25 protein-coding genes are annotated in these 26,104 nt (G+C 71.0%); 7 read left to right on the top strand and 18 right to left on the bottom strand.

Annotated elements, in window-relative coordinates:
• Positions 1–216 precede the first annotated feature (216 nt).
• Positions 217–792, top strand: a complete 576-nt coding sequence (locus tag ACIO3S_RS10385; RefSeq protein ID WP_400462641.1) for a DUF5134 domain-containing protein — start codon at positions 217–219, stop codon at positions 790–792.
• A gap of 26 nt (positions 793–818) precedes the next feature.
• Here ACIO3S_RS10385 and ACIO3S_RS10380 read toward each other — a convergent pair whose 3' ends face one another.
• The 8 genes from ACIO3S_RS10380 to ACIO3S_RS10345 form a co-directional block, all read right to left on the bottom strand.
• A complete protein-coding gene (locus tag ACIO3S_RS10380) occupies positions 819–2,096 on the bottom strand; it encodes a pyridoxal-phosphate dependent enzyme (protein WP_400462640.1) in 1,278 nt (425 codons plus the stop codon).
• A gap of 2 nt (positions 2,097–2,098) precedes the next feature.
• Positions 2,099–3,478 carry an alanine racemase gene (locus ACIO3S_RS10375; protein ID WP_400462637.1) on the bottom strand — a complete coding sequence of 460 codons (1,380 nt, stop codon included), beginning with the start codon at positions 3,476–3,478 and terminating at the stop codon, positions 2,099–2,101.
• Positions 3,475–4,692 carry a copper chaperone gene (locus tag ACIO3S_RS10370; RefSeq protein ID WP_400462634.1) on the bottom strand — a complete coding sequence of 406 codons (1,218 nt, stop codon included), beginning with the start codon at positions 4,690–4,692 and terminating at the stop codon, positions 3,475–3,477. The genes ACIO3S_RS10375 and ACIO3S_RS10370 overlap by 4 nt, the downstream gene beginning before the upstream one ends.
• Positions 4,693–4,695: 3 nt before the next feature.
• Entirely contained in the window at positions 4,696–5,880 is a 1,185-nt protein-coding gene (locus ACIO3S_RS10365; RefSeq protein WP_400462631.1) for an aminotransferase class V-fold PLP-dependent enzyme, read from the bottom strand.
• Positions 5,881–5,898: 18 nt separating this feature from the next.
• The gene (locus ACIO3S_RS10360) at positions 5,899–6,123 is read right to left on the bottom strand and encodes a heavy metal-associated domain-containing protein (RefSeq protein ID WP_160023692.1); all 225 of its coding nucleotides are present in this window, start codon (positions 6,121–6,123) and stop codon (positions 5,899–5,901) included.
• A gap of 42 nt (positions 6,124–6,165) precedes the next feature.
• The gene (locus ACIO3S_RS10355) at positions 6,166–7,215 is read right to left on the bottom strand and encodes a formylglycine-generating enzyme family protein (RefSeq protein WP_400462628.1); all 1,050 of its coding nucleotides are present in this window, start codon (positions 7,213–7,215) and stop codon (positions 6,166–6,168) included.
• A 137-nt stretch (positions 7,216–7,352) separates the two neighbouring features.
• On the bottom strand, positions 7,353–8,435 hold the full coding sequence (locus ACIO3S_RS10350; protein ID WP_400462625.1) for a threonine aldolase family protein: 1,083 nt from the start codon (positions 8,433–8,435) through the stop codon (positions 7,353–7,355).
• Between the two features lie 7 nt (positions 8,436–8,442).
• Positions 8,443–8,589 (bottom strand): hypothetical protein, encoded by a 147-nt coding sequence (locus ACIO3S_RS10345; protein WP_400462622.1) that lies wholly within the window; start codon positions 8,587–8,589, stop codon positions 8,443–8,445.
• 143 nt (positions 8,590–8,732) lie between these two features.
• Here ACIO3S_RS10345 and ACIO3S_RS10340 point away from each other — a divergent pair, with 143 nt between their 5' ends.
• The 4 genes from ACIO3S_RS10340 (at position 8,733) to ACIO3S_RS10325 (ending at position 13,645) form a co-directional block, all read left to right on the top strand.
• Entirely contained in the window at positions 8,733–9,833 is a 1,101-nt protein-coding gene (locus tag ACIO3S_RS10340; protein ID WP_400462619.1) for a flavin-containing monooxygenase, read from the top strand.
• A 32-nt stretch (positions 9,834–9,865) separates the two neighbouring features.
• The gene (locus ACIO3S_RS10335) at positions 9,866–11,488 is read left to right on the top strand and encodes a LuxR C-terminal-related transcriptional regulator (protein WP_400462616.1); all 1,623 of its coding nucleotides are present in this window, start codon (positions 9,866–9,868) and stop codon (positions 11,486–11,488) included.
• A 115-nt stretch (positions 11,489–11,603) separates the two neighbouring features.
• The gene (locus ACIO3S_RS10330; protein WP_400462613.1) at positions 11,604–12,272 is read left to right on the top strand and encodes a hypothetical protein; all 669 of its coding nucleotides are present in this window, start codon (positions 11,604–11,606) and stop codon (positions 12,270–12,272) included.
• Entirely contained in the window at positions 12,269–13,645 is a 1,377-nt protein-coding gene (locus ACIO3S_RS10325) for a glutamate decarboxylase (RefSeq protein ID WP_400462610.1), read from the top strand. Before ACIO3S_RS10330 ends, ACIO3S_RS10325 begins: the two co-directional genes overlap by 4 nt.
• 43 nt (positions 13,646–13,688) lie before the next feature.
• On the opposite strand, the gene ACIO3S_RS10320 is transcribed toward ACIO3S_RS10325, so the two are convergent.
• The 9 genes from ACIO3S_RS10320 to ACIO3S_RS10280 form a co-directional block, all read right to left on the bottom strand.
• The gene (locus ACIO3S_RS10320) at positions 13,689–14,198 is read right to left on the bottom strand and encodes a flavin reductase family protein (RefSeq protein ID WP_400462607.1); all 510 of its coding nucleotides are present in this window, start codon (positions 14,196–14,198) and stop codon (positions 13,689–13,691) included.
• Between the two features lie 10 nt (positions 14,199–14,208).
• Entirely contained in the window at positions 14,209–14,934 is a 726-nt protein-coding gene (locus tag ACIO3S_RS10315) for an alpha/beta hydrolase (RefSeq protein WP_400462605.1), read from the bottom strand.
• A 45-nt stretch (positions 14,935–14,979) separates the two neighbouring features.
• Positions 14,980–16,104, bottom strand: coding sequence for an LLM class flavin-dependent oxidoreductase (locus ACIO3S_RS10310; protein WP_400462602.1), 1,125 nt, complete (start codon positions 16,102–16,104; stop codon positions 14,980–14,982).
• Positions 16,105–16,171: 67 nt separating this feature from the next.
• Positions 16,172–17,212 carry an ABC transporter ATP-binding protein gene (locus tag ACIO3S_RS10305; protein WP_400462599.1) on the bottom strand — a complete coding sequence of 347 codons (1,041 nt, stop codon included), beginning with the start codon at positions 17,210–17,212 and terminating at the stop codon, positions 16,172–16,174.
• Positions 17,209–18,216, bottom strand: a complete 1,008-nt coding sequence (locus tag ACIO3S_RS10300) for an ABC transporter ATP-binding protein (RefSeq protein WP_400462596.1) — start codon at positions 18,214–18,216, stop codon at positions 17,209–17,211. The genes ACIO3S_RS10305 and ACIO3S_RS10300 overlap by 4 nt, the downstream gene beginning before the upstream one ends.
• The gene (locus ACIO3S_RS10295) at positions 18,203–19,078 is read right to left on the bottom strand and encodes an ABC transporter permease (RefSeq protein WP_400462593.1); all 876 of its coding nucleotides are present in this window, start codon (positions 19,076–19,078) and stop codon (positions 18,203–18,205) included. The genes ACIO3S_RS10300 and ACIO3S_RS10295 overlap by 14 nt, the downstream gene beginning before the upstream one ends.
• Complete coding sequence (locus ACIO3S_RS10290) at positions 19,075–20,130, bottom strand: ABC transporter permease (RefSeq protein ID WP_400462590.1); 1,056 nt, start codon at positions 20,128–20,130, stop codon at positions 19,075–19,077. The genes ACIO3S_RS10295 and ACIO3S_RS10290 overlap by 4 nt, the downstream gene beginning before the upstream one ends.
• Complete coding sequence (locus tag ACIO3S_RS10285) at positions 20,127–21,701, bottom strand: ABC transporter substrate-binding protein (RefSeq protein ID WP_400462587.1); 1,575 nt, start codon at positions 21,699–21,701, stop codon at positions 20,127–20,129. Before ACIO3S_RS10285 ends, ACIO3S_RS10290 begins: the two co-directional genes overlap by 4 nt.
• Positions 21,702–21,777: 76 nt before the next feature.
• A complete protein-coding gene (locus ACIO3S_RS10280; protein WP_400462585.1) occupies positions 21,778–23,124 on the bottom strand; it encodes an LLM class flavin-dependent oxidoreductase in 1,347 nt (448 codons plus the stop codon).
• Positions 23,125–23,291: 167 nt separating this feature from the next.
• Here ACIO3S_RS10280 and ACIO3S_RS10275 point away from each other — a divergent pair, with 167 nt between their 5' ends.
• Entirely contained in the window at positions 23,292–24,188 is an 897-nt protein-coding gene (locus ACIO3S_RS10275; RefSeq protein WP_400462583.1) for a LysR substrate-binding domain-containing protein, read from the top strand.
• A complete protein-coding gene (locus tag ACIO3S_RS10270) occupies positions 24,188–24,715 on the top strand; it encodes a cupin domain-containing protein (protein ID WP_350839506.1) in 528 nt (175 codons plus the stop codon). The genes ACIO3S_RS10275 and ACIO3S_RS10270 overlap by 1 nt, the downstream gene beginning before the upstream one ends.
• 14 nt (positions 24,716–24,729) lie before the next feature.
• On the opposite strand, the gene ACIO3S_RS10265 is transcribed toward ACIO3S_RS10270, so the two are convergent.
• Positions 24,730–25,734, bottom strand: a complete 1,005-nt coding sequence (locus ACIO3S_RS10265; protein ID WP_400462580.1) for an RDD family protein — start codon at positions 25,732–25,734, stop codon at positions 24,730–24,732.
• Positions 25,735–26,104: the final 370 nt, after the last annotated feature.

Raw genomic sequence — 26,104 nt, 5'->3', positions numbered from 1 at the left:
GGGGGGCGCCCGGCCCCGCCCGGGGGGGGGGCGCCCCCCCCCGGGGCGCCCGCCCCCCCCCCCCCCCCCCCCGCGGGCCCGGGGGGGGGGGGGGGGGGCCCCCGGGGCCCCCCCCCCCCCCGACGTACCTGACGCCTCGGCCGGGGGTTTGCCGGTCCGCGGCACCGATCATGGCAACCGGCCTCATCCGACGCGTGTGAACGGTACGTTGGAGGTGTGGTCGATCCTCCCTGGGACCTTCTGCTGACTGTGGCCTTCGTGCTCACGGGCACCGCGGGGATCTGGATTCTCGTGGTCTGCCCACCATCGGGCGGGGAGACCGTTCTCCACCTCAACCACGCCGCGATGAGCGCGGCGATGATCCTGATGATCTGGGTGATCGTCTCGGACGCCGCGGTCTGGGCCCAGGTTGCGATCTTCGCGGTGCTGACCATGGCCCTCGTGCCGGCTCTGCGGGGCGCGAGCGACAGGGCGCGGCGTGCTGACGTGGTCGGACATCTCGCTCTCAACGCCGCGATGATCTGGATGCTCGCCGCGATGCCGCTGCTGATGGCTGACGTGGGCGGTCTCGAAGGTCATGCGGGCCACGGCAGCGCGGCAGCGATCGCACCGGCCGGGCACGCTCCGGGCTGGGCGATCGCGGTCAACTCGGGTTTCGTCGTGGTCTGCGCGGCCGGGGTGCTCTGGTGGCTGGTGCGTGCGACGGCGGTGCGCGAGCACCGCCTGCCGGCCCTGGGCCACGGGCTGATGGCTGCCGGGATGGGCACGATGCTCGTCCTGCTTCCCGCCTGAGGGCCGGCTGCGGCGTACGAACTGGGTCAGACACCCGCGAGCGGCCGGCCGCTGTCGCGCCAGCCGAGCACGCCGCCCTCGAGGTTGTAGGCCCGGCGACCGGTCGCGGCGGCCCGGGCGGCGAACCGTGCCGACCTGTCACCCGTCGGGCAGGCGAAGACCACCCGGGACGCCTCGGAGAACGGCATCCCCGCCTCCAGGACCTGCTCGAGCAGGTCGTCGCGGAGGTTGATCGCCCCTGGGATGTGGCCGGCCTGGAACGCCAGGGCCGTGCGTACGTCCACGACGACCACGTGCTCGCCCGCGGCGGTCCAGGCCTCGAGCTCCTCGGGGGCGGCCGAAGGTGCCTCATCGGCAGGAGCCGGTCCGGCAGCCCCGAACAGGTCAGGACGGCGGTGGCGGTAGTAGGAGAGGTACGGCTCCATCCGGTCGCACGCGATCACGACCGCTGTGACCGGGCCGCCGGGGCCGGACAGGAGCCGTTCCCGGGCAGCGGCGTAGGCGGCCCCGGTGGTGGGGCCGGCGAGCACGCCGTGCCGGGTGGCGAGCTCGAGGCTGGCGGAGATCGCGTCGGCCGAGTCGACGGCGGCGATCGCGTCGTAGAAGCCGGGATCGAAGAGACCGACCTCCCACATCTCCGCCGCCGAGCGGATGCCGGGGATGAAGTCACCTTCGGCGGCGACGACGCCGACCACGGCGGTCTCCGGGTTGCGCTCGCGCAGGTACGTCGCGGCCCCTCGGGTGGAGCCGGTGGTGCCGAGCCCGCCCACGAGCAGGTCGACCGGGCCGGCGTCGCGGTAGATCTCGCGACCGGTCTGCTCGTAGTGGGCTCGCAGGTTGTCCTCGTTGGTGTACTGCGAGGTGTGGTGGTAGCGGCCGGGCTCATCCTCCATGAGGTCGCCGATCACCCCGAACACGTCGTTGGGCGCGGTCGGGTCCGGGCACTCCGAGAGTCCGGGCATCTCGGTCACCTCGGCGCCGAGCAGCGACAGCATCTCGCGGACCTCCCGCACCCGGACCCGGTTGGTGAAGGCCCGGAACCGGACGCCGTGCATCGAGGCGATGACCTGGAGCGCCTTCGCGGTGTTGCCGCTCGATGCCTCGAGGACGACCTGCTCGTCCTCGACGATCGATCCGATGTGGTCGCGCAGCAGCGCCCAGGCCACCCGGTCCTTGACGGAGCCGAACGGGTTCGCCGACTCCAGCTTCAGGAAGATCTCGGCCTCGGGCACACCGTGGGCGGCCGGATCGAGCCGCAGCAGCGGGGTGTCGCCGATCATGTCGAGCACGCTGTCGTATCGCATGGTCAGCTCCCGTGGTGGTCGTCGGCGACGAAGGTGAACCGTCCGCCCTCCAGGACCGCCGCGACCTTGGGCGGCGGCGGGTGCCCGCCGGCGGAGGAGGCCGACAGGTCCATCTGATAGGCGGCGGTGTTGACGAACGCGAGTACGTCGCCGCTGCTCGGTTCGGAATCCAGGAACACCTTGCGGCGGCTGACCAGGTCCGACTCCAGGCACAGCCGGCCGGCGAGGAAGACTCCCTCCCCCGGCGGCTCACGATGCGCATCGACGAGCACCGGGTCCAGCAGGACCTCCTGGTCGGCGGGGGTGACCTGGTTGCGGGAGAGGTCGAGCACGACCAGGTCGTTCCCGGCGGCGCGCTTGCGGTAGAGCACCGAGGCCAGCGTGATCCCGGCATGGTCGACCAGGGCCTTGCCCGGTTCGATCCACAGCGTCAGCATGCACTCGCGCAGGACCTCGGCGACGGGGCGCCGCTCGATCTCGGCGGCCAGGAACCGCTCCAGGACGTCGGTGGCGGGGCGATGGTTGCCGTACTTGTGTGCGGCTGGTGCCCCGGCCACTGCGCCCGCTCGCCGGAGCCCGAGGTCGTGACCGGGCCACACCAGCTCCCCCGGTCCGGTGGCAACCGCCTGTGAATACCGCTGGAACGGCTCGGGGTCCTCGACGAAGCGCTGGCGGAACCCACCGCCGATGTCGATCACCGACGGCCGTAGGCCCTTCCGGTGGGCGGCGGCCACGACCGCCATCGACTCGGTCAGCGCGTCCACCCGGGCAGCCGGGTCGGCCGTGTCGAGGTGGAACGCGATACCGCGCAGGTCGAGGCCGGGGGCGCGGCGTACGGTCTCGAGGGCAGCGTCGGCGTCGGCGAGATCGATGCCGAACCGGGAATGCGGCACCGCCGGCGAGACGAATCCGGAGAGCCGCAGCAGGACCGGGACGGCGCTGCCGGCCGGCGCGGCGGCGGCGAGCCGGTCGAGCTCCCAGAGGTCGTCGGCGTTGGCGGTGACCCCGAGCTCGGCGATCCGGTCGATGAACGCCGGCGACTTCGGACCCGTCGCCTCGATCCGGTCCGGCGCGAACCCCGCGGCCAGGGCCCGGTCGAGCTCGGCCGCGGAGGCCACGTCCGCGCCGAGCCCGGCGGCGCAGGCCTTGGCGAGCAGTGCGGTCGAGGCGTTCACCTTGTGCGCGTAGAAGATGTCGTACGGCACGCCGTGACGCCGTAGCACCCCCGCAATCGCAGTCGCGTTCTCGGCCATGACCTGGGGAAAGACCACGTGGAGCGGCGACCCGAACCGTTCGGTCGCCTCGCCCACCGCGGCAGCGTCGTCGAGGAAGCAGGCGGCGATCGGGTGCCGCGCGGCGGGAAGCGGGTAGCGAACGCTCACCCGTCGGCCACCGTGTAGCCGGAGTCGCGCAGGTCGGCGAAGACCCGGTCGCGCTGACCGGCGTCGGTGAACCTGGCCCGCACCCGCTTCCCGTGCAGATCCACCTCGATCAGCTCGGCCGCCTGGGCGTCGAAGACGGCGGTGATCGTCACCCGACAGTGCCGGCAGGTCATGTCCGGGACCCCGAACTCCTGCTCCCCCGCCGCGAACCGTCCCTCCCCCGCGGCCGGTCCTGGCGCCTCGGCGATCCGCACCGACTCGACCGCGGACCGGAACGCGCCGGTGAGCGCCTCGGCGACGGCCGCGAGGGGCTGGACGCGCTGCCCGTCGACCTGATGGGCCCGCTGCCCGAGGCAGACGGGCCGCTCCCCTGCCGGCAGGAGGGCGTACTGTCGCGAGATCTGGTCGAGCTCGACGTGGTAGCGCTGGATGGCGGCACGCACCCCCAGGCCCTCCTCGCGGGCGTGGTCCATGACCTCGTGGGCGTCGGCGATGGTGCGGCGCTTCATCTCGGCGAGCAGCGCGACGGTGTCGGGGGTATAGCGCAGCCGGCCGCCGGTCCCCTCCAGGCTCGCGGGGATCATGCCTCTGCGGTAGGTGGAGGCCTGCAGCTCCCAGAACCAGGTCGAGGCCACCGTGCCGTAGAGCCCGGAGTCCAACATCGCCTCGGCGAACTCGACCGGGTCCTCGATCCCGACCTGTCCGGCGAGCATGCCGTGCTGGACGAGCGCGCGGCCGGCGGCCTCGGCCCCGACGCGGAAGATCTCGGCGGGCTCCTGGTCGGTGGTGGTGTCAGCCAGGACGTCGAGCGCGTCTTCACCGAGCGCGTCCGAACGCGCGGTGACGCGGTCGGCGGCCGCGATCGCGTCACCGACCGCGATCACTGCCTCCCTGGCGGCGATCGGCAGCACCGGGCCGAGCGGGCCCGGTCCGATGTGGCCACTGTTCGCGATCCCGCGGGAGTCGCGCCAGGTGATGCGGTGGGTGGCGCTCACCACCTGGTCGGGTCGGCACGGCCGCATGAAGGACTCGAGGTAGCGCCGCTGTCCGGTCGTCAGCGGTCCCCCGGGTTCCGGGCGGAGCTCCTCGACGCGGTAGTCCACCGACACCTCGGCCACCGCCGGGGCGGGGACGGTCAGGAAGTCGGCACCTGCCACCTCGGCCAGGATGCGGGCGGCGGCGGCGCGGTCGTACCTGATCCCTTCGTTCTGCACGTGTCAGTCCCTTTCGGCAGCGGCGGCGAGGCCCTGCAGGAGTCGGTCGACGTCGTTCTCGTCGTTGTACAGGTGGAAGCTCACCCGGACCGCGTCCTCCCGCGGCCCGTCCAGACAGTGGTCGCCCGCGCGTACGTACACGCCGCGGCGTTCGAGCGCGAAGGCCACGTCGGCGCCCGCCTGGCCGTCGAGGGCGAAGGCGGCGATGCCGCTGTGCGGTCTGCCCGCGTCGACCGGCGGCCCGAGGAGGGTGACGCCGCCGATCCGGGAGGCGCCGTCGGCGAACCGGGCGGCGAGGGTGGTGAGGTGGCCGCCGACGCGGTCGAGGCCGATGGTGTCGAGGAACGCGGTGGCGCTAGCGAGCCCCGCGGCGCCGGTGCCGTCGAGGCTGCCCTCCTCGGCGGCGTCGGTCAGCGGCGAGACGTGTCGCGCCGGCCCGCTCCGAGCGGCCGCGCGGTCGACCGCGATCCGATGATGCTGACCCCGGCGTACATAGACCGTGCCCGTCCCGGGAGGCCCGAACATCTTGTGGCCCGAGACGACGGCGAGCTCCGCCCGGGACTCGGCCAGACGCAGGGGCAGCCGCCCGGCGCTCTGGGAGCAGTCGAGACAGATCGTCGCTGCCTGCGGGATCGCCAGGGCGTCGAGGTCGGCCCGGGTGCCGTGGAGATTGTGGACGTCGGTGGCGACGACGACCGCGGTGCGGTCGCTCGCAGCACGGGCGAAGTCGTCGGGGTCGATGCGCCCCAGCCGGTCGCGGCGGTACGCCACCGCCCGGACGCCCTGGTGCCGCATCCGCTCGGCGAGCCGGAGCCACGGCCGAACCGTCGAGAGGTGGTCGCCGGGGCAGTAGAGGATGTCCCCGCCGTTCGCGAGCGCCGCGGGCGCCCAGCGGTCGGCGAGGAACGTCATCGCGCCGGTGGCACCGCGGGTGAAGGCGACCTCGTCGGGGAACGAGGCGCCGAGGAACGCGGCGACGGTGGCGCGGGCCTCCTCGAAGCGGCGCAGCGCGTCCCGGGCCCACGGGTGTCCGCCCCTGCCGGGGTTGGCTGCAGGCCCGCGCAGCTCGGCGGTGAGCTGGGCGATGACCGGTTCGGGACAGGGGGTGCCGGACGCGGCGTCGAGGTAGACGAGATCAGGTTCGGCGGTGAGGGCCGGAAAGTGCTGACGGGAGCCGAGGCCGGGCACGGACGACTCCTCGGCCGGTCAGGGTTCGCGAGCGATCGTGAATCCGGCCTTGGCGAGCGTGGATCTGACGACCCTCGGTTCGAGCGGACCGTCGGCGGTGACGCGGGCGCTGGACACGGCTCCCGGGTTCAGGTCGACCACGACCCCCTCGACGCCCTCCAGGCCACCGAGAGCGCTCGTCACGGTCTCGACACAGCGGTGACAGGTCATTCCATCGATGCGCACTTCGAACTGAACCGACATGAAACTGCCCTTCAGTAGGACTTCGGTGGTCGCCCAAAAATATCACCGAACGAGTGGCCGCGAGGTCGGTTCGCGTACGACGCAGCGGAACCCGACGTGCGACGTCGTGTCCCGCACCCCGTGCCCCTGGCGCGCGGCCGGCCGGTAGCGGCGGCAGTACTGCGGCGAGCACAGGTGCGACCCGCCCTTCGTCACCATCCGATCGGTCTCCTTGACCTTGTCGGCGCCGGTGCCGGGGCGTTGGCTGCCACCGCAGCAGGAGGGCACAGCGACGCCGGCCTGCCGCGAGGACGCACCCGAGCCAGCCCTGCCGTGAGCTGGGGCGATCAGGTCACGATGGTCGGGCGTCCACGGAGTGCCGGTCCATTCCCACACGTTGCCGACCATGTCGTAGAGGCCATGCCCGTTCGGCGGGTAGGAGGCGACCGGGCTGGTGCGGTCGTGGCCGCGCGGGTCTTCGCTGCGCCACGGCCACTGTCCCTGCCAGGTGTTCGCCATCAGGCGCCCGCCCGGGGCGAGCTCGTCACCCCACGCGTAGTCGGCGCCGACGAGGCCACCGCGCGCGGCGTGCTCCCACTCGGCCTCGGTCGGAAGCTCCTTGCCCGCCCAGCGGGCGTACGCCACGGCATCCTCCCAGCCGACGTGCACGACCGGGTGGTCCGGGATCTCGGTCCAGTCCGCCACCTGGCGTCCCGGCCGGCTCCCCACGTCTACTGCGGGGCCGTCGGGATGGCGCCACTGGGCGCCGGGCTGCCAGCGCCACCACCGGGTCCAGTCGTGCAACGGGACCGGACCGGGCGCCTGGGTGAACACCTGCGATCCGGGCACCAGCAGCGCCGGGTCGGCACCCGGGAAGTCGGCGGGGTCGAGATCACGCTCGGCGACGGTGACATGCCCGGTATCAGCCACGAAGGCCGCGAACTGCGCGTTCGTCACCGGGTGCGGATCCCACCACACATCACCCACGGCGACCTCGACCACCGGGCGCTCCTCGGGGTAGAAGCGGTCGCTGCCCGCCAGGTCCAGACCGCCGGTGACGAGCACCTGCCCGGTCCTGGCGGTCGCTGAGGTCTCGGCCTGATGGGAGCCCATCTCTCAACATCCTCCGGTAGAAGCGTGGGGTGACGGGTTGCCGCGCTCGGCTCCGTCTGCATCGCGATGCGTCGAGCGTAGGAACCGGACGGTCCCCGGCACACCACCCGAGACGGGTGAGGCACAGGGCCCGGGCCTCAGTCCAGCAGCGCGGCGAGGTGGCCGGCGACGGTCGAGGGATCCAGGCCGAGGGCGCCCTGGCCGACCGTCATCTCGGTCACCATCCGACCCGGCTCCTCGGCCGCCGTCCAGGGTCTGCTGAACGCGAGCGACTGCTCCTCCAGCTCGGCGAGGAGACGGGTGTTGACCTGGTCCGGGTCGCCGGCGGCGTACAGCAGGAAGGTGTTGGTGTGCGGCACGGGTGGCTGGACGGTGATGTACGACGGAAGCGCGGCGGCCAGCGCCCTCCCCCAGATCACGCACTGGCCGATGTGCGGGAGCCGGTCCCGCAGGCCGACCAGCGCGGCGACCGCCTCGGCGGTGGACCGGTAGAGGGTGCCACCCATCCGGTGCCGCCACAGCCGCGCCTGCGCGACGAAGTCCTCATCGCCCAGCAGCGCCGCGCCGGCGAGCCCGCCGAGACCCTTGTAGAAGCTGGTGTAGACGGTGTCCGCGAGGCCGGCGATGTCCGCCAGCGGCTTGCCGAACCACTGCTGCGACTCCCAGATCCGGGCGCCGTCAAGATGGAACGCGATCCCGCGCTCACGGCACGCCTCGGCCAGCTCCGCGAGCTCGTCGAAGGTCGGCAGCAGACAGCCCGCGTCGCGCAACGGGATCTCGACCAGACATGCGGCCAGCGGCCCGGGGATGGCGTCCAGGTGAGCCTTCGTCGGAGTCGTACGCCCGGTGGTGAGGTGTTCGATCAGCAGGTCCTGGAGGATCCTCGGCCCATCGTCCTCGTGGACGAGCAGGTGCGAGAGGTCGGGCATCGCGACCCGCCGGTTGCCCGCGTTGTCTGCGTGGATCCGCAGCGCCACCTGCTGCGCCATCACCCCCGAGGGGAAGTACGCCGCCGGCTTTCCGAGCAGCTCGCCGACCTCCGCCTCCAGCCGTGCCACCGGCCCCCACTCGGCATAGACGTCCCACTCCTCGATCCCCAGCTCCCGGCAGGCCTCGGCCAGCCCGTCGAACACCTCCGCCGGGGTCGCGTGCGCCGGGAACACGCTCTCGCGGCAGGCGATGATCGCCACCCGCAGCCGCTGCTCCAGAGGCTGCTCCATAGACTCCTCAGTCGCCGTCCCCACCGCCGTCAACCGCCTCTCCGCCACCTTCGGGGCCGTGCGGGATCCGGTCCTCGAGCTGGTAGGCGAACGTCTCCTCCAACGGCACCGACGGCGGGAGCTTGCTGAAGTCTTCCGGAAGCTGGTTCGTCATCTCTCGAGTATCGCCCCTACTCGCCGCTCCGTGCTCGGAATTCCCGGCAGCTGCCCATGGGTAGATCGACCCAGTACCCACCGCAGGCGAATGCGCCGTACGACCGACGCGGCGCGGCGAGGTGCGGACCTAGCGTCATCAGCATGGACACCACACACATCGAGACGATCATCATCGGCGCCGGCCAGGCCGGCCTGGCGACCGGCTACCACCTGCGACGCCGCGGCCGCCCGTTCGTGATCATCGACGCGAACGCACGGGTCGGCGACAACTGGCGGCGCCAGTGGGACTCGCTCCGGCTCTACTCCCCTGCCAAGTACGACTCCCTCCCGGGCATGGCGTTCCCGGCGAAGAGATGGTCGTTCCCCGGAAAGGACGACGTCGCCGACTACCTGGAGACGTACGCCGGCACCTTCGAGCTGCCGGTGCGGCTCGAGACCCGAGTCATCGGACTCGAGCGCCACGGCGACGGCTTCCGGGTGACGACGGACCGGGGCACCTGGACCTGCGACAACGTCGTGGTGGCGACCGGCTCCTTCGGCCGTACGCCGAACGTCCCGGCCATCTCCGGACAGCTCGACCCGTCGATCCTGCAGCTCCACTCCAGCGAGTACCGCCGTCCCGGCCAGCTGCGCGAGGGCCCGGTGCTCGTCGTCGGCGCCAGCCATTCCGGCTGCGACATCGCCTTCGAGGTCGCCGAGTCCCGGCCGACGATCCTGGCCGGCCGAGACTGCGGCGAGATCCCGCCGCGCCTGGAGTCGCCGGTCATGCACGTGATCTTCCCCGTGCTGCTGTTCATGTGGCGGCACGTCATCACCCGGCGTACGCCGATCGGTCGCAAGGAGATGCCCGAGGTCCGGCGCCACGGCGGGCCGATGCTGCGGGTGAAGCGCTCGGACCTGGCCGACCGCGGCGTCGAGCGGGTCACCTCGAGGGTCGAGGAGGTCAGCGACGGGCTGCCCGTGGTCGACGGCACTCCGCGCGAGGTCGCCAACGTCGTGTGGGCCACCGGCTTCCGGCAGGCCTTCGACTGGATCCACCTCCCGGTCCTCGACGAGGACGGCTGGCCGCGGGAGATGCGGGGCGTGGTGGCGGAGGCCGAGGGGCTGTTCTTCTGCGGCCTCAGCTTCCAGTACGCCTTCAGCTCGATGCTCCTGGCGGGCGCGGGGCGCGACGCTGCCCTGGTCGCCGACCGGGTCACCGCCCGGATGCGGCAGTCCGCACCCCACTCACTGGCCGCCTGATCCGAGTACGCTCTCCAGTGGAGGTGCCTGCCGTGGCCGACATCCAGCTGGAGAGCGCCCGCGCCGACTTCGTCCGCGGTGACTGGGGCGCGGCGTACGCAGCCTGGTCGGGAGCCGACCCGGAGGTGCTCTCGGCCGAGGAGCTCGAGGACTTCGCCGTCGCCGCCGAGCTCACCGGACACCACGACGACACGGTCAGCGCCCTGCACCGCGCCTTCCGCAAGAGCCAGGACTCCGCCGACCTCGGCCGCTCGGTTCGCTGTGCTTTCCGGATCACGATGACCGCCCATGTGCACGGGGAGAGTGCCCTGGCCCGCGGCTGGACCTCACGGGCAGAGAGCCTGGTCGCCGACCTCGACGACGGTGTCGAGCTCGGCTGGGTCGACTTCCTGCGGATGTTCCGGGCGCTGAGCGCCGGCGACTTCGCCACGGCGGGCGGCTTCGCCGACAAGGTCGCCGAGCGCGGCCGGCGCTACGGCGAACCGGACCTCACTGCGCTGGGGCTCTGCTCCCAGGGCCGGATGGCGCTCTACTCCGGCCGGGTCGCCGACGGCCTCGCCCTGCTCGACGAGTCCATGATCCGGGTGATCGCGGGCGAGGCCTCCCCGGTCGTGGCCGGCCACGTCTACTGCACCGCGATCGAGGGCTGCCAGGAGATCAGCGACTTCGGCCGGGTGGCGGAGTGGACCGCGGCCCTCGAACGCTGGTGCGCCGCCCAGCCCGGGCTGCTGACGTTCACCGGCCAGTGCGCGGTCCACCGTGGCCAGCTGCTGCGGCTCCACGGCGAGTGGCAGCAGGCGCTGGAGGAGTTCGAGCACGCGACCCGCCGCTACCAGGAGGTGCACGCGCCGGACGCGGCCGGGCTGGCGGCGTACGAGGCCGGCGAGGTGCTCCGGCTGCGGGGTGATTACACCGAGGCGGACGCCGCCTACGAGCGCGCCGCCGACCGCGGGTTCGACCCGCAGCCCGGGCTCGCGCTGCTCTGGTCGGCTCTCGGCCAGGGCGCGGCGGCGCTCGCCGCCACCGAGCGGCTGCTGGTGGAGACCGGTGGTCCCGTGCAGCGATGCCGGCTCCTGCCGGCCGCCGTCGAGGTGCTGCTCGGTGCCGGCCAGACCGACCGGGCCCGACAGGTCGCGGACGAGCTCGACGGGCTCGCCGGACACTTCGGCTGCGTCTGGCTCGAGGCCGCCGCCGCGCACGCGCACGGCGCGGTCGAGCTCGCCGCGGGAGACCCCGCCGGTGCCCTCCCCTACCTGCGCAAGGCCCAGCAGCTGTGGGCGCGGGCCGAGGCCACTTACGAGCGGAGCCAGGCACGGCTGCTGACCGGGCGCGCACTGGCCGGCGTCGGCGACACCGAGTCGTCCCGGCGTGAGCTCGAGGCGGCGCGTACGGTCTTCCGCCAGATCGGCGCCCGGCCCGCCGCCGACGAGGCCGACGGTCTGCTCGCCCCCGCGTCCCTCCCCGCCGGCCTCACCGCCCGTGAGGCCGAGGTCCTCCGCCTGGTCGCCTCCGGCCGCAGCAACGCCCAGATCGCCGCCGACCTGGTCCTCAGCGAGAAGACCGTCGCCCGTCATCTCTCCAACATCTTCACCAAGCTCGACGTCCGCTCGCGCACCGCCGCCACGGCCTTCGCCTTCGAGCACGGCCTGGTCTGAGCACGAGCGTTTCCGGCATCCGGGGGCGACGGATTTCACCCAGACCGGATGAGGACGCCACGACCTGGCCCGTCGAGGATGACGGTGTGTAGGGAGAGGGAGGGTGGCCGCCGCGATGGACCAGGTACTGACGCGTCGGTCGACCCGGCTCAACCTCGTCGCCGCCGTCGCCTTCGTCCTCGGTGGCTCGTTGTTCGCCCTGGGGGCGGCTTTCGCCCAGCTCGGGGTGGCCAGCCTGCCGACCGTCAACGTGACGTACCTGGTCGGTGGCTGCTTCTTCACGCTCGGCGGCTACGTCTCGATCCTGCTCGCCGACAACACCGACGAGCACATGCCCTGGTGGCGCTTCCGGTCGCACCCGCGCAGCTGGCTGAGCGCGTTCGTGCTGTTCGTGGGGACGCTGTTCTTCGCCATCAGCCTGGTGGCCGCCTTCGCCGAAGGTCTGACGCCGCGTCAGTCCAACGGGTGGATCTGGTTCCCCGACATGACCGGCTGCGTCTGCTTCCTGGTCTCCGGTCACCTGGCGATGCTCGACGTGGGCGCGGGGCACATTCGGGTGCTGACCCACCTCGTCGGCTGGTGGGTCGTCGCGGTCAACCAGCTCGGGTCGGTCCTCTTCTTCCTCGCCGGCATCGCCGCCTTCACCCGCCCGGCGACCTCGAGCGCGATCGACACCGGGCTCGTCAACTGGGGGACGTTCACCGGGGCAGCGTGCTTCGCGGTCGGCGGGGTTATCCAGGCATTCGACACACCCACTACGACAAGAACGGTGGTTCAGCAATGACACGACTCAGCGACACAGAGGCCGAAGGGCTCTACGGCAACCGGTTCCTGACCGAGGCAGCCCCCTCGACCACCTTCCCCGAGACCGGAATGCGCCCCGTCGACGCGCTGCGCCTGATCGGCGAGGACCTGGTCATGGAAGGAGACCCGCAACGCAACCTCGCGACGTTCGTGACCACGTGGATGGAGCCGGAGGCACAGCGGATCATCGCCGAGAACCTGCACCGCAACTTCATCGACCACGCGGAGTACCCGATCTCCGCCGAGATCGAGCAGCGCTGCGTACGGATGCTCGCCGACCTCTACCACGCTCCCGGCGAGACGACCGGCTGTCGCACCCAGGGCTCGTCGGAGGCGATCATGCTCGGCGCCCTGTCCCTGAAGTGGAAGTGGAAGCAGCGCCGGCAGGCCGCGAACGCCTCGGTCGACCGGCCCAACCTGGTGTTCGGCGGCGACGTCCATGTCGTGTGGGAGAAGTTCTGCCGGTACTTCGACGTCGAGCCGCGGATCGTCCCGCTCGAGGAGAAGAGGTACACCATCGGCCCCGATGACGTCGCGGCCCACCTCGACGAGAACACCATCGGCGTGGTCGCCGTTCTGGGCACGACGTTCACCGGGCACATGGACGACGTCGTCGGGATCAACCAGCTGCTGCTCGACGTCAAGAACGACAAGGGCCTGGACATCCCGCTGCACGTCGACGCGGCCAGCGGCGGCTTCGTCTGGCCGTTCCTCTACCCCGACTCCTCCTGGGACTTCCGCCTCGAGCAGGTCCGCTCGATCAACGTCTCCGGACACAAGTACGGGCTGGTCTACCCCGGGATCGGCTGGCTGGTGTTCCGCGAGAAGTCCGACCTCGCCGAGGAGCTGGTGTTCTACGAGAACTACCTCGGCAAGACCGACGCGACCTTCACCCTGAACTTCTCGACGGGTGCGGCGATGGTGCTGGCGCAGTACTACAACTTCGTCCGGCTGGGACGCGACGGCTACACGTACGTGATGAAGCAGATGCAGCAGAACGCCAAGGCGCTGGCGAAGAACCTCCGCGACAGCGGCAGGTTCGAGGTGATCGGCGACGACCTCGAGCAGCTTCCGCTCGTAGCGTTCCGGCTCAGCGGCGACCGCACGACGTACGACGAGTCCGACATTGCCTGGCAGCTCTCGGCCGAGCGCGGCTGGATGGTGCCGGCGTACACGCTGCCGCCCAACGCGGAGAACGTGAAGATCATGCGCGCGCTGGTCAAGGAGACGATGAGTCGCGAGCAGGTCGAGCGGCTCACCCGCGACATCGCCGACGCCTGCGCGACGCTCGACGAGAAGGGCGGCGCCCATCCGTCCGAGCGGGAGCAGGTCAAGCGAGGGACCGGGTACTGAAACTCGGTCGGAGGGCCACGGATCTCGAATGCGACGCCGCGTCTCACGCGGTGTCCGCGAGCCGCCCGAATGCGCTGCGGTGGAAGATCAGCGGGCTGCCGGCGTCGGGATGTGCCACCGCATGCAGTCGAAGCAGCACGATGATGTGGTCGCCCGCCTCGACCTCGCGGTAGATCGTGCAGTCGAAGAGGGCCAGCCCATCGTCGAGTGCGACGGCGCCCTCCTCGGTCACGGTGTACGCCGCGCCGTCGAAGCGATGCTCGACGGGTCCCGCCAGCCGGCGGCAGACCTCGCCCTGGTGCTCGGCCAGCACGGTGACGCCCAGGTGCGAGGCCCGGCGCAGGTCGGGCCACGTCTTCGAGGTCGCGGCGACCGAGAACGAGACCAGTGGAGGATCGAGGCTGACGCTCGTGAAGGAGGAGGCAGCCAGGCCGGTCGGCCCACCGTCCACCTGCGCGGCCACGGCGACCACCCCGGTCGGGAAGATGCCGAACGCCTTGCGCAGGGCGGCGGGGTCGAGGTCCTGGTTGGTGTACAGGGGCGAGACGGTCATCGGGAGTCTCCTAGGTCTTGTAGACGATGGCAGGAAGGTCGCTGCCGAGCTTGAGCGACTCGAGGAAGGTGACGATCGTGGCCGCGACCGAGCGGTGGGAGACGTCGTTGAGGATGTCGTGGCGGCCGTCGGCGACGAGCCGGCGGTGGACCGTGGGTGCGTCCGCGTACGCCTTCATCGCCTGTTCGGCGGGCGTGACCGGGTCGGCGTCGCCGTGAACGACCAGCACGGGCTTCGCGGGAACCGGGAGGCTCAGGTCGGACCACTCGCCGGGAAGGTTCGCGCTCAGTGCTCCCCTGCCGAAGCCGTCGTCCTCCCCGATCACCTTGCGGTGGGCGGGGCAGGCGCTGCGGGCCTCGACCTCGTCCACCCAGTCGTCGACGGTGGCCGATCCCGGCAGCGCGATCCCGGCGATGACGGCTGCGTCCACGGCGAGGTCGTTGATCACGGTCGCGGCCAGGGTGGCGCCCGCATCGCTGCCGACCAGCACCTTGGGCGCGGGCAGGGACTCATCGGCCAGGTGTCGTTCGATCTCGGCACCGGCCGCACCCAGGTCGCTCAGGTCGGTCTCGACGAGCCGCACCCTGTAGGCGTCGGCGGCGAGCCGTCTGCCGAAACGCTGGTAGGTCGTCGCGGTCTCCCCGCGTCCGGTGAGCACGATCAGGGTGCCGCGCGGGGTGCCCCCGGGTGGCTCGTCCCAGGCGGTGGGGATGGTGGTCTCGGTGACGATGGTCATGTGCTGCTCCTGTCGGAGGATGTGGATCGGGGGCGCGAAGAAGGCTCAGATCGCGACGCGGGTCCGGGCGGCGCGGTGGGCAAGCTCCTGGCGGACCAGCGGGAGCAGGTCGCGGCCGTAGTCGATGGCGTCCTGGAGCGGGTCGTAGCCGCGGATGAGCACGGTGTTCACGCCGATCTCGACGTAGTCGAGGATCGCGGCGGCCACGGTCTCCGGTGACCCGACGAGGGCGGTGGAGTTTCCGCCTCCCCCGACGGCCTTGGCGGTCGGCGTCCACAGGCAGCGGTCGTGGAGGTCGCCTGTCTCCGCGACCGCGAGCAGGCGCTGCGAGCCGGCGTTCTCCGGGGCGGCGCCCTGCGGATGAAGCTTGTTGACCTTCTGCTTGAACTGGGATCCGATCTCGCCGTTCACGGTGTCCAGGATGCTGTGGGCGCGCTCCCAGGCGGCCTCGTCGGTCTTGCCGAGGATCGGCCGGAAGGAGACCGAGACCCGGGGGCGCTGCGTACGTCCGGCCTCGGCCGCCTTCTCGGTGATGGTCGCGATCTGCTCGCCGGTCTGCTTCAGGGGCTCGCCCCAGAGCATGTAGGTGTCGGCGTGCTTGGCCCCCACGACGTAGGCCGCCGAGGAGCTGCCGCCGAAGAAGAGCTCCAGGTGGCGCTCCGCATAGGGGAAGACCTGGGGCGTGAAGCCCTCGAAGCGGTAGTAGGCGCCCTCGAAGTCCCGGGGGCCCTTGGTGTCCCAGGCGGCGCGGAGGATCTGGAGGTACTCGTCGGTGCGGGCGTACCTCTCGTCGTGGGGGACGAAGTCGCCCTCGCGCCGCTGCTCGACGTCGCTGCTGCCGGTGACGATGTTGAGCGCGACGCGACCGTTGGAGAACTGGTCGAGCGTGGTGAACGTGCGCGAGGCCAGGGTCGGGTGCACGACTCCGGGCCGGTGCGCGATCAGCAGGCCGAGCCGCTCGGTGCGGGCGGCGGCGTACGCGGCCACCTGGGTGCCCTCGGACCAGCCGGAGCCGTAGCCGATCAGGACCCGGTCGAAGCCGCCCTCCTCGTGTGCCTGGGCGAAGCGGGCGGTGTAGTCGGGGTCGATGACGGTGCCGTCGGACGGACGGATCTCGGAGGCGTCGGCGGTGCCGATCATGCCGAGGATCTCGACGTTGTCGTAGGTCATGCTCGGTCCTTTCGTCTGCCGGCGGAGTGCAGGAGGTCGCTCGGGGTGAGTGTGTTGGCGAGGCGGCTCAGGCCGGTTCCGTGGCGAGCTGAAGGTCCTCGGTGCTCTCGGGGCGGATCTGGCCGAGCCAGGTGGCGGCGACGTGGCAGGCGGCGCTCCGCTCGGTGGCACCTGGCAGCGGCAGGGCGGCCGGCTCCTGCTGGCAGGCGTCATGGGCGAACCGGCATCGGGCGGCGAACACGCAGGCGCCGGGTCGGGCTGGGAAGGGGTCGGCGTCCGGCGCGGGCCGGATGTCCGCCGGACGTAGCCGGTCCTCGTGGCCGACCGAAGGCGCGGAGGCGGTGAGAAGCCCGGTGTAGGGGTGCGCCGGGCGGGTCAGGACCTGCTCGACGGGGCCGGTCTCGACGAGCCGGCTGCGGTAGAACACGGCGATCCGGTCGGCGATCCCGGCCAGTGAGGACAGGTCGTGGGCGATGATCACGACGGCGAGGCCGAGCTCGCGGCGTAGCCGGTCGAGCAGGCTGAGGACGAGGTTTCGGTTGGAGACGTCCAGCGCGCTGACCGGCTCGTCGCAGAAGAGCAGCTTCGGGCGGGTGACGATGGCGCGGGCGAGCGCGATGCGCTGCCGCTGACCGCCGGAGAGCTGACGCGGTAGCCGGTCGCCGATGGCGGCCGGGTCGAGACCGACGAGCCCGATGGCCTCCTCGACCCGGGCGCGCTGCTCGCTCCGGGGTACGCCGCCCACAGCCAACGGCTCGGAGACGATCTGATCGACGGTGAGGTCGGGGTCGAGGGAGCGCAGCGGGTCCTGGAAGACGAGCTGGACCTGGCCGCTTCGGCGGAATCGGCGCTGCGCTGCCCCCGTGAGCCCGCCGATGTCGGCGCCGTCGAAGACGATCGAGCCGGTAGCCGGCGCGACCAGGCCGACGGTCGCGCGGGCGAGGGTCGTCTTGCCCGATCCCGTCTCGCCGACGACGCCGAGGATCTCGCCCGGGCGGACCTCGAGGCTGACGTCTCGCAGTGCGGCACCGGTGCCGAGGTGCGTGCCCTGGCGTGGAGGCGCGTAGGTGACCGAGAGATCGGTGATGCTCAGCAGCGGCGTACTCATGCGGAGGCCTCCAGACGAACGCAGCGAGCACTGCGCACAGGTCCGATGTCGGTCAGGGGTACGGGTCCGCCGAGGCACGCCTGGGCTGCGTGCCGGCAGCGCGGGGCGAACCGGCAACCCGGCATCCGCTCCCCCGCTGCCGGCGGCTGACCGGGGATGACCTCGAGGGTGCGGCGCGACCAGTCGCCGATGGTGGCCACCGAGAGCAGGGCCTGGGTGTAGGGATGGCGCGGATCGGTGAGCACCTGCTCCGTCGGACCCGACTCGACGATCTCTCCGCCGTACATGACCAGGATCCGGTCACAGGTCTCGGCGACGACCGCGAGGTCGTGGGTGACCAGCAGCAGGGAGAGCTCGTGGTCTCGGCGCAGGCGGGCGATGAGCTCGAGGATCTCGGCCTGGATGACGGCGTCGAGGGCGGTGGTGGCCTCGTCGGCGATCAGGAGCTCGGGATCGCAGGCGATGGCGATGGCGATCAGGACGCGCTGCAGCATCCCGCCCGAGAGCTGGTGGGGATAGTGGTGGAAGACGCCAGCCGAGTCGTGGAGGCCGACCTCGCCGAAGAGCTCGACGGCACGGTCGCGGGCCTCGGTCCTGCCGAGCCCGCCGCGGACACGGAGCTGCTCGACGAGCTGGCGGCCGACGCTGATGCTGGGGTTGAGGTAGGAGCCGGGATCCTGGAAGACGGCGCCGATGCGGGTGCCGCGGACACGGTCCCAGGTGGGACGCTCGGCGCCGGTGAGGTCGACTCCGGAGTCTCCGTCCCCGAGGGTGATGGTGCCGGAGTCCACCTCACCGGTCTCCGGCAGCAGCCCGAGGACGGCGCGGCAGGTGAGGGTCTTGCCGCTGCCGGACTCGCCGACCAGGCCGACGGCCTCGCCGCGGCGGATCTGGAAGGAGACGCCGTTCACTGCGACGAGGTGGTCCCCGACGCTGACCTGCAGGTCCTCGACGGTGAGGGTGCGTGGGCTGGTGGCGTACGTGTCGGGATCAGGCTGCGGCATCGACGGTCTCCTTCCGGTCGTGCGCCCGGGACGGGCGTCGGCGGCGGCGCTGGGTGCCGGCGTCACGGATGCCGTCGGCCAGGATGTTGAGGGACCCGACGGTCGCCATCATCAGGAGCGCCGGGAAGATCGGTGCCCAGCTCTGCTGGGCGAGGTAGCCGAGGTCGGCCGAGAGCATCCCGCCCCAGGTGGGCGCCGGCGGCTGGACGCCGATCCCGAGGAACGAGAGCGAGGCGACGACCAGGAGGCTCGCGCCGGTGGCGTGTGCGGCGGCGACGGCGACGTTGGGAAGCACCTTGCTCCAGATGTGCTTGCGCAGCGTCCACCACTGGCTCGCGCCCATCAGCTCGGCGGCCTCGACGTACTGCGTGCGCCGAAGGCCGAGGGCCGCGGCCCGGGTGACCCGGAAGAACATCGGGCTGATCAGGACGCCGACCGCGACCATCGCCTGCTGGAGGCCGTTGCCGATGGTGCCGGCGACGGCGATGGCGAAGACGGTGAACGGCAGGATCATCAGGGTGTCGGCGATCCGCAGCGAGACCCATTCCCCGATCCTGCCCATCCAGGCCGAGGCCAGCCCGGACGGGACGCCGAGGACTGCGGCGATCGCAACCGCCTCCAGAGCGCCGACCACCGAGAGCCGGGTGCCGGCCATGAGCCGCGACAGAACGTCACGTCCGACGTAGTCGGTGCCGAGCAGATGCTTCCCCGATGGGGCCTGGAGCACCTCGTCGCTGAACTGTCGCAGCGGGTCGTACGGCGCCAGGGTGCCGCCGAAGACGACCAGGAAGGCGATCACCGTCAGGACCACGAAGGCGAAGCGGCTGGCGGGCTGCGCCCACAGGGCCTTGAGCGTTCTCATCGCTTCCCGCCCCTCGTGCCGCGAGCGGCCGGGTCGAGCGCCGCCTGGGCGACGTTGACCACCAGGCTGGCGATGACGACGACGACCGCGGTGACCAGCAGAGTGCCGAGGACCACGGGTACGTCCCCCTTCTCCGAGGACTGCAGAGCGAGCTGCGCGATGCCGGGCAGGCCGAAGAGCTTCTCGGTCATGACGGCACCGCCGATGACGAGCGGGATGGCCAGGCCGATGACGGCCAGCGTGGGGGCTGCGGCGTTGCGCAGGACGTGGCCGAACAGGACCCGCCGGCGACCGAAGCCGCGCATCTGGGCGCCGATCGCGTAGTTCTCCCGCAGTGCCCCGACCAGCGAGGTGCGCAGCTGCCGGGCGATCGAGGCCGCGACGTCGAGGCTGAGTGCCAAGGAGGGCAGGATCGCGAAGCGGAGCCACTCGGCCGGGTTCTCCCCGATCGGTACGTAGCCGCCTGCCGGAAGCAGCTTGGCCTTGACCGCGAAGACCACGATCAGCGCCATCCCGATCACGAACGGCGGCAGCGTGCCGAGCAGCGAGCAGACGACGGTGACCGCCCGGTCGAAGACTCCCCCGTTGCTCAGCGCCGCGCCGATCCCGGCCGCGCCGCCGATGAGAATCGCCAGCACGATGGCGAGCAGGGCAATGGAGAGGTCGACCGGGAGCGCCTGGGCGATGCTGTCGGCAACCGGGACGGTCGTGAACCAGGAGACGCCGAGGTCGCCTTGCAGCGCGGAGCCGAGCCAGTCGGCGTACTGGACCACCAGCGGCCGGTCGAGACCGAACTGGTGGTCGAGCCGGGCGATGTCGGCATCGGTCGCGGTCTCGCCGAGCACCGCCGCGGCCGGGTTGGTCTTCGCCATCGCCCCGAGCGCGAAGGTGATGACCGAGGCGAGCAACAGCACGGCAGCGGTGATCGCGACCAGGTTGAGGATGCGGCGGAGCCAGCCGCCGACCGTGCCGGCGGTCGGTCGTACCGCCGACGCCTCCGCGGGTGAGTCGGCGTACGCGGCGGTGGAAGAGGTGGCTTGGGCCACGCTCACGAGGTCGTCACTCCCTCGAAGCGCTGCAGGCTCGGCGAGGCGGGCAGCTCGGAGGCGTTCTTGCGGGCGATGATCCGGGGCGCGTTGTAGAGGAAGGTGTTGGGGAAGCTGGTGATCGCGATCCTCGTCGCCTCCTGCAGGACCGAGGGGTACGCCGGGTCGTCGGTCGGAGTGGCCCGGACCTTCTTGAGCTGGGCCTCCAGGGCGGGGTTCGTGGCGCGGTTCGGGTTCATCAGACCCTCCTTGCCGAAGAGGACCTGGAAGGCCTGCACCGGCGACTCCCGGCCGGCGAAGCCGTCGTAGGTCAGCGCCTGGGAGTGCTCGATGTAGACCAGCTGGGTGTGCTGGGTCTGTGGGATCGACTTGATCGTGAGCTCGATCCCGATCTCCTTGAGCTGGGCCTGGATCAGCTCGACAGCCGCCGCGGCCTGGCCGCTGCTGGTGAACTCGCCCTTGACCGGGCCGGTGTGGCCGGCGTCCGCGAGGATCTGCTTCGCCTTCTCCGGGTCGTACTCGTAGACGCCCTCGAGCTCGGGGTTGTAGCCGACGTACCCCTTGGGGAAGAGCTGGTAGTTGACCTCGCCGATGTCGAAGTTGGCGACCTTCTTGATCTTCTCCCGGTCGATGCCGTACTTGAGCGCCTCGACGACCGCTGGGTCATCGAACGGCTTCTTCCCGGCGTGTACGTCCAGGCACGAGACGAACATCGAGTCGAGGATCTGGACCTCGAGGCCCGCTTGCCGGGCCTGTTCGACCTGGGCACCGGAGATGCGCGCGACGTTGTACTGGCCGGACTGGACCGAGGCGACCGCGGTGGCCGGGTCGGGCTGGGGGTAGAGGTGGAACTCGTCGACCTTGATCTCGTCGGCGAGCTGGAAGTGGGCGTTCTTCACCAGTTCGGCGTGGTCGTTCTGGACGTACGTGGTCAGGCTGAACGGCCCGGAGCCGGCCGGCTTCGTGGCCAGGGAGGCGGCGTCCTTCTCGAAGACGGCCGGGTTGACGACCATGCCCGTCTTGCCCGCGAACAGAGCCGGGATCTGGTAGTCGACCTCGGCCAGGTCGAGCACGACGTCGAGGTCGCCCGAGGCGGTCACCTTGGTGATCCCGACCATCTGGGGCGCGATCAGGGAGCCGTCGGCGGTGCGTCCGCGTTCGATCGACTTGGCCACCGCCGTGGCGTCCAGCGGCGTGTCATCGCTGAACCTCAACCCCTTCTTCAGGGTGAAGGTCACCTGCGTGCCCTCGGAGTTGTACGTCCACTTCTCGGCCAGCCACGGCACCGGGTTGCCCTTCTCGTCGAGGCCGGTGATGGCCTCGTAGACGAGCGCCAGCATCTGGACGTCGGAGCCGGCCGAGGAGGTCACCGGGTCCCAGGTCGTGGGCAGCTGCCAGGCCCAGGTGATCCGTCCACCGGACGCACTGGCGCCGGTCTCGGAGCCGCAGGCTTCCAGGGCGAACACGGCCGCGGCGCCGAGGGTGAGGCCGAGCAGGCTGCGCCGGCTGAGGGTCGGCGTCGAGGACGTGGTCGAGATGGAGCGCTTGTCGCTGCGCGCGAATGCCTTGTTGGCCATGGGAGTGATCGGTCTTCCTGTGTCGTCTCTGGCGGTGAGGTGGGTGTGTCGTTCGGGCGCCCGAGCGCTGTGGAGGTCAGCTCGTCGGAGTGCGGCGAGCCAGGGTGTGGCGGTTCTCCGGGACCGGAAGGCCGAGGTTTCCGCGCAGGGTGGTGGCCTCGTACTCGCGGCGGAAGACGCCGCGCTCGGCCAGGATCGGGATGACCTCCTCCACGATCCGCCTGAAGTTGGCCGGGTGGTCGACGCCGATGTTGAAGCCGTCGCACGCCCGTCCCTGCCACCACTCCTGCAGCTTGGTGGCGACCGTCTCGGGGCTGCCGACGAACTCCGACTTACGGAAGACCCGGGTCGCCTCGACGGTCTGACGCAGCGTCCAGCCGTTCTCGACCGCTCGCTGGGTGATCTTCTGGGCCTGGGTGAAGAAGGACCGCTCGCCATGCTCGAGCGCCTCGGCCGGGAAGGGTGCGTCGAGGTCGTACTGCCGGAAGTCGTGCCAGCCGAAGGGCCGGCCGAACTCAGCGAGAGCCTCCGCGAAGCCGTGGTCGCGTTCGTGGTCCGCGGCCTCGATCTCACGGGCCTCCTCGTCGGTGTCGCCGACGACGACCTTGACCCCCGGCATGATCACGAGGTCGTCCGGGTTGCGGCCGAAGCCGCGGGCGCGGGTCTTGATGTCGTCGTAGAACGCCTGGCCGCTGCCGATGTCGGGAGCGTGGGTGAAGATCCCTTCCCCGACGGAGGCACCCAGGTCGCGACCCTGGTCGGAGTCACCGGCTTGGAAGATGACCGGATGTCCCTGCGGGCTGCGCTGCAGGTTGAGCGGGCCGGCGACCTTGAAGTAGGTGCCCTCGTGGTTCAGCGCGTGCTGCTTGTCGGGGTCGAGGAACCGGGCGGTCTCTCGGTCGCGTACGAACGCATCGTCCTCATAGGAGTCCCACAGGGCAAGGGCCAGCTCGACGTACTCCTGGGCGCGGCCGTAGCGGGTGTCGTAGTCGTAGTGCTCCGCGAGCCCGTAGTTGGTCGCGGTGCCCGCATCACCGGTGGTGACCACGTTCCACCCGGCGCGACCGTGGCTGATCAGGTCGAGGGAGGCGAAGCGGCGCACCAGGTTGAAGGGGCTGTTGAAGCTCGTGGTCGCGGTGCCGACCAGACCGAGATGCTTCGTGTGGGTGGCCACCGCGGAGAGCAGGGTGAGCGGTTCCAGACGGTTGAGGTAGTGCGGCGGGCTGTGCGGGGTGATGAACTGGCTGTCCACGATGAACATCAGGTCGAAGCGGCCCTGCTCGGCGAGCTTGGCCGTCTGGATGAACCAGTCGATGTTGACGCTCGCGTCGCCCGGGATCTCGGGGTCGAGCCAGAGCCGGTGCTGGCCCGGACCGCCGGTGCCGTACGGGACGGCGCCCAGCTTGATCGTGCGTCGGGACATGCTGCCTCCGTGGTGGTCAGCCGCGGCCGGGTGTCAGCCCGCGGTGGCCCTCTTCCCAGAGAGCCTTATGTCTATGAGTTTGATAGACAAATGCCACCGGGTCCAACGACGTTCCACGATGCTGAACCATCACGAACGCTCATCAATTGTGTATTACTCTGATCGACATGAGCCAGAATCTGGATATCGCCCCGCTGCGCAGCTTGGTCGCCGTCGCAGACTTCGGCGGCTTCCAGCGGGCCGCCACAGCGCTGCACCTGACACAGAGCGCGGTCAGCCAGCACGTACGCCGCTTGGAGTCCGCGGTCGGGCGCACGCTGGTCGAGCGGCAGGGTCGCGGGTCCCGGTTCACCGCCGATGGATCCGTGCTCCTGGCACAGGCGCGCCGGATCATCGCGCTGCATGATGAGACCGTGGCGAAGTTCCGTCCGTCCCCCACCGACGCTCCGATGACGGTCACCATCGGGTCGACCGAGCACGCCGCCGCCCAGCTGTTGCCCAACGTCTCCAGAGCGCTGGCACAGTCGGTTCCGAAGCGCGACTTCCGATTCCGGATCGACCGTGGCAACAAGCTGCGCGAGGGCCTCACCGCCGGCGGCATCGACCTGGCCCTGCTGATCCAGCAGGCAGACGACCCTCGGGCCCTCTACGTCGGAGATCTGACTCTCACCTGGTTCGCATCGCACTCGTGGCGTCTCCCCGCGCCGACCAGCCCCGTGCCCATCGTCGCCTTCGACGAACCGTGCGCGCTTCGCAGCCGGGCCCTGGAGACGCTCGCCGATCACTCGATCCCTGCCACCATCGGCGCCGAGGCCATACAGCTGGCCGGCGTTCAGGCAGCCGTCGGGGCCGGCCTCGGCGTCGCGCTCATGGCGACCCTCGGCGAGACTCCCGAAGGCCTGGTCCGGGTGCCCGATCTCCCGACACCCGACCCGCTCCCGCTCTACGTCTGCACCCGACCCGGTCTGACCAAGGAGACGGCCGCACAGGTGGCCGCCGTCCTGCGGCCACTGCTCGCCCTGCCCGGCAACGACCCTGTCCTCACCTTGGCCAAAGGAGCCTGATGTCTGCCGTTCACGTACCTGCCGGGTCCTCTGACGGGGACTACATTCGCACGCCGAGCGGTGTCCTCGTCCCCGCCGAGATCGACGCGTTTCACCGGCACCTCCACCACGTGGCCCCCTCCGGCCTGGTCGACCAGACCGGGCAGACCTCCGGGATGCGGCGGCTCGAGGCGGTCAGCGGCAAGACCGTTGGCGCGAAGAACCTGTGGATGGGCCAGACCCATGTCCCCGCCTCGACCGCCTCGGCCAACCACCACCACGGTGCCTCCGAGACCGCGATCTACGTCGTCTCAGGCAACCCGGTCTTCGTCTTCCTGGACACCGAGGGAGACGAGCCCGTCGAGACCCGCGTGGAGACCGGCCCCGGCGACTACGTCTTCGTGCCGCCGTGGGTCCCTCACCGCGAGGAGAACCCCGACACGGACACCGAGGCCGTCGTCGTGATCGCACGCACCACCCAGGAGGCGATCGTCGTCAATCTGGACGGCCTCGACTGGTCCGAGGTCCGACTTAGCGGCGGCTCCTGAGCCTGCAGGCGTCGTCAGCGCTGCGGGGAGTCCGATCGGGCGCGATCGAGGAAGTCCGAGAGTGGCCCCGGCATCTCAGCGCTGCGGTCTCCCCAGTCATAGACAACACAGGTCTTGGCGATCAGGTCGTGGAAGGAACGATGTTCACGCTGCACCACGATCAAGAGCAGTCCGATCCCGAAGAACACCACGCTGAGGGGAAACACCAGCGTCCTGACGAACATCGTGCGCACCCCTGGTGCGGTGCCGTCGGCGCGTACGACGCGTAGTCCGGTCAGGCCCTTGCCAATCGTCCGGCCGGTGATGGCGAGGCTGATGAAGACGTAGGAGAACGCCCAGGTCACGAAGGCAGCGATCCCGAGCAGGGTCGAGCGGTCGTCGGTGAGCGACATGGTCGTGAACATGTCGAGCAGGAAGCTGAACCCGGCGACGCCTAGCGTATAGAGGCCGGCGATGAGAAGGCCGTCGATGAGAGCGGCTGCTGCCCTGCTGATCGCTCCCGCATAGTGTCCGGACACCGAGCGGCGCACTCGACGGATCCTGGCACTGTCGTTCCTGGGGTCGGGCGTTGCTCCTCGGGCCGCAACCAGGCTGAGCGGCCCTTCCCGTCGCTCGTCCTCGCTCCGTCGCATCAGCCGGTCCACGATCCGGTCGATGAGGACGTCGAGCCCCACCAGCTGCCGCCGGGCGACGTCGAGGGCGGATCCGGCCATCGAGTAGGTGCTCTCCGCCACGATGTCGGGGATGCCGGAGCGGCGTACGAGCGCCTCGAGGTCGACGTTCCGCAGCAGGGCGTCCAGGTCTACGTCGGCGAGGAGCTTGTTGATGTCGACTTGCGCGAGCAACGCATCCATATCGACCCGCGCCAGGACCGCGTCCAGGTCTACGCGGCTGAGCAGGGCGTTGAGATCGACGTGCTCCAGGACGATATCGGGATCGACCGTGACGACGACCCTTTCCGTCACCGCGCCGGCGACCCGACCGAGGAGCCTCTTGCCGTTCTGCCGACCCTCGGTCATGACGTCGCCGGCTCCGACACGCGGAGCGTCATGTGAATCAGCCCGCCCGGAACCGACGCACGGCTGGGGCGTCGTCTCGTCGCGCGCACAAGATTCCCATCGCAGGTCCCGCCTCTTCCAGTCGTGGATCGCTGGAAGCCTAGAGCCGTCTGATCTGTTCTCTCATCACCCGGGCCGGGTGATTCAGCCGCCCCAAAGCGGCCGGTCGCGACGCGCTTTCAGCCTCGCCGGTCGCGGCGGTCGTCTCGGCGGTCCTCGCGGCGGTCGCCCCGCCGGCGTACGCCGTGAGTGACGACGGCGGCGGTGCCTACGACGGCGGCTGTTCTGGCAACGGGTGCGGGGCCGATGACTCCCCGTCGTGCCCTGCGTC

The sequence above is a fragment of the Nocardioides sp. NPDC087217 genome, assembly GCF_044744805.1.
GTDB lineage: Bacteria > Actinomycetota > Actinomycetes > Propionibacteriales > Nocardioidaceae > Nocardioides.
The sequence above is the reverse complement of the archived record's forward strand: the minus strand, read 5'-3'. Positions and strand labels throughout refer to the sequence as shown.

What these genes read in the sequence shown, in the direction of transcription:
- ACIO3S_RS10275 (WP_400462583.1), top strand. Translation starts at nt 23,292, where the DNA reads ATGAGCCAGAATCTGGATATCGCCCCGCTGCGCAGCTTGGTCGCCGTC.
- ACIO3S_RS10325 (WP_400462610.1), top strand. Translation starts at nt 12,269, where the DNA reads ATGACACGACTCAGCGACACAGAGGCCGAAGGGCTCTACGGCAACCGG.
- ACIO3S_RS10350 (WP_400462625.1), bottom strand. Translation starts at nt 8,435, where the DNA reads ATGGAGCAGCCTCTGGAGCAGCGGCTGCGGGTGGCGATCATCGCCTGC.
- ACIO3S_RS10320 (WP_400462607.1), bottom strand. Translation starts at nt 14,198, where the DNA reads ATGACCGTCTCGCCCCTGTACACCAACCAGGACCTCGACCCCGCCGCC.
- ACIO3S_RS10285 (WP_400462587.1), bottom strand. Translation starts at nt 21,701, where the DNA reads ATGGCCAACAAGGCATTCGCGCGCAGCGACAAGCGCTCCATCTCGACC.
- ACIO3S_RS10300 (WP_400462596.1), bottom strand. Translation starts at nt 18,216, where the DNA reads ATGCCGCAGCCTGATCCCGACACGTACGCCACCAGCCCACGCACCCTC.
- ACIO3S_RS10380 (WP_400462640.1), bottom strand. Translation starts at nt 2,096, where the DNA reads ATGCGATACGACAGCGTGCTCGACATGATCGGCGACACCCCGCTGCTG.
- ACIO3S_RS10340 (WP_400462619.1), top strand. Translation starts at nt 8,733, where the DNA reads ATGGACACCACACACATCGAGACGATCATCATCGGCGCCGGCCAGGCC.
- ACIO3S_RS10330 (WP_400462613.1), top strand. Translation starts at nt 11,604, where the DNA reads ATGGACCAGGTACTGACGCGTCGGTCGACCCGGCTCAACCTCGTCGCC.
- ACIO3S_RS10280 (WP_400462585.1), bottom strand. Translation starts at nt 23,124, where the DNA reads ATGTCCCGACGCACGATCAAGCTGGGCGCCGTCCCGTACGGCACCGGC.
- ACIO3S_RS10265 (WP_400462580.1), bottom strand. Translation starts at nt 25,734, where the DNA reads ATGACCGAGGGTCGGCAGAACGGCAAGAGGCTCCTCGGTCGGGTCGCC.
- ACIO3S_RS10295 (WP_400462593.1), bottom strand. Translation starts at nt 19,078, where the DNA reads ATGAGAACGCTCAAGGCCCTGTGGGCGCAGCCCGCCAGCCGCTTCGCC.
- ACIO3S_RS10355 (WP_400462628.1), bottom strand. Translation starts at nt 7,215, where the DNA reads ATGGGCTCCCATCAGGCCGAGACCTCAGCGACCGCCAGGACCGGGCAG.
- ACIO3S_RS10270 (WP_350839506.1), top strand. Translation starts at nt 24,188, where the DNA reads ATGTCTGCCGTTCACGTACCTGCCGGGTCCTCTGACGGGGACTACATT.
- ACIO3S_RS10310 (WP_400462602.1), bottom strand. Translation starts at nt 16,104, where the DNA reads ATGACCTACGACAACGTCGAGATCCTCGGCATGATCGGCACCGCCGAC.
- ACIO3S_RS10345 (WP_400462622.1), bottom strand. Translation starts at nt 8,589, where the DNA reads ATGACGAACCAGCTTCCGGAAGACTTCAGCAAGCTCCCGCCGTCGGTG.
- ACIO3S_RS10305 (WP_400462599.1), bottom strand. Translation starts at nt 17,212, where the DNA reads ATGAGTACGCCGCTGCTGAGCATCACCGATCTCTCGGTCACCTACGCG.
- ACIO3S_RS10360 (WP_160023692.1), bottom strand. Translation starts at nt 6,123, where the DNA reads ATGTCGGTTCAGTTCGAAGTGCGCATCGATGGAATGACCTGTCACCGC.
- ACIO3S_RS10315 (WP_400462605.1), bottom strand. Translation starts at nt 14,934, where the DNA reads ATGACCATCGTCACCGAGACCACCATCCCCACCGCCTGGGACGAGCCA.